The 2018-nt window shown below is 63.1% G+C and carries 1 protein-coding gene; it reads right to left on the reverse strand.

The window, feature by feature from the left end; genetic code table 11:
* Window positions 1-11 precede the first annotated feature (11 nt).
* The gene (tkt, locus tag NR114_RS24175) at window positions 12-2006 is read right to left on the reverse strand and encodes a transketolase (protein WP_256824857.1); all 1995 of its coding nucleotides are present in this window, start codon (window positions 2004-2006) and stop codon (window positions 12-14) included.
* Window positions 2007-2018: the final 12 nt, after the last annotated feature.

A 2018-nucleotide genomic window follows, 5' to 3' on the forward strand; every position in this document is an offset into this window, starting at 1 on the left:
CGCGAGATGCCTTATTTCAGCAGTGCCTGCGCCTTGGCCACCACGTTATCCACGGTGAAGCCGAACTCTTTGAACAGCTGCTCTGCCGGTGCCGACTCACCAAAGGTGGTCATGCCCACGATAGCGCCGTTCAGGCCCACGTACTTGTACCAGTAGTCCGCGATACCCGCTTCCACCGCCACGCGGGCAGTGACCGCCGCCGGCAGCACGGATTCACGGTAAGCCGCATCCTGCTTGTCGAAGGCGTCGGTAGACGGCATCGAGACCACGCACACCTTGGTGCCCGCCGCGCTCAGCTTGTCTGCCGCTTCCACGGTGATGCCCACTTCCGAACCGGTGGCAATCAGGATGACGTCCGGCGTACCGGCACAATCCTTCAGCACGTAGCCGCCGCGGTAAACGTTGGCCAGCTGCTCCGCGGTACGCGGCTGCTGGGTCAGGTTCTGACGCGAGAAAATCAGCGTGGTCGGGCCGTCATTGCGCTCGATGCCGTACTGCCAGGCAATCGCCGATTCCACCTGGTCACACGGACGCCAGGTGCTCATGTTCGGGGTCACGCGCAGGCTGGCAATCTGCTCAACCGGCTGGTGCGTCGGGCCGTCTTCGCCCAGACCGATGGAGTCGTGGGTATAAACGAACACGTTGCGGATTTTCATCAGCGCCGCCATGCGCACCGCGTTACGGGCGTATTCCACGAACATCAGGAAGGTCGCGGAGTACGGCAGGAAGCCGCCGTGCAGCGCGATGCCGTTGGTGATGGCGGTCATGCCGAACTCGCGCACGCCGTAGTGGATGTAGTTACCCGCCGGGTCAACGTTCAGCGCTTTCGAGCCGGACCACATGGTCAGGTTGCTTGGCGCCAGGTCAGCAGAGCCGCCGAGGAACTCAGGCAGCACCTTGCCGAAGGCTTCCAGCGCGTTCTGCGAGGCCTTGCGGCTGGCGATGTTGGCCGGGTTGGCCTGCAGCTGCTCGACGAAGGCTTTGGCGTCGGCTTTCCAGTTGGCCGGCAGTTCGCCGTTCATGCGGCGTTTGAACTCGGCCGCCAGTTCCGGGAAGGCCTTGGCGTAGGCGGCGAACTTGTCGTTCCAGGCCGCTTCTTTCGCCTTGCCGGCTTCTTTGGCGTCCCACTGGGCATAGATGTCCTGCGGGATTTCGAAGGCGGCGTATTTCCAGCCCAGGGCTTCGCGGGTGGCGGCCACTTCGGCGGCGCCCAGCGCAGCACCGTGCACGTCGTGGGTACCGGCCTTGTTCGGGGAGCCGAAGCCAATCACGGTTTTGCACATCAGCAGGGACGGCTTGTCGGTGACCTTGCGGGCTTCTTCAATCGCGGCCTTGATGGCATCCGGGTTGTGGCCGTCCACGTGACGCACCACGTGCCAGCCGTAGGCTTCAAAGCGCTCGGCGGTGTTGTCGGTGAACCAGCCTTCCACGTGACCGTCGATGGAGATGCCGTTGTCATCGTAGAACGCGGTCAGTTTGCCGAGCTTGAGGGTACCGGCCAGGGAACAGACTTCGTGAGAGATGCCTTCCATCATGCAGCCGTCGCCCATAAAGGCGTAGGTGTGGTGGTCGACCACGTCATGGCCCGGGCGGTTGAACTGCGCAGCCAGGGTGCGTTCGGCAATGGCGAAGCCGACGGCGTTGGCGATGCCCTGGCCCAGTGGGCCGGTGGTGGTTTCCACGCCTGGGGTGTAGCCGTATTCCGGGTGACCCGGGGTTTTGGAGTGCAGCTGGCGGAAGTTTTCCAGCTCGCTCATTGGCAGGTCGTAGCCGGTGAGGTGCAACAGGCTGTAAATCAGCATGGAGCCATGGCCGTTGGAGAGGACGAAGCGGTCACGGTCAGCCCAGTGCGGGTTGGTCGGGTTGTGGTTCAGGTAGTCACGCCACAGGACTTCGGCGATGTCCGCCATGCCCATAGGTGCACCCGGGTGGCCGGAATTTGCTTTTTGTACGGCGTCCATGCTGAGTGCGCGGATGGCGTTGGCAAGCTCTTTACGAGAGGACATGTTTTACTCCAG

The sequence above is a fragment of the Serratia sp. Ser99 genome, assembly GCF_024519545.1.
Classification (GTDB): domain Bacteria; phylum Pseudomonadota; class Gammaproteobacteria; order Enterobacterales; family Enterobacteriaceae; genus Serratia; species Serratia liquefaciens.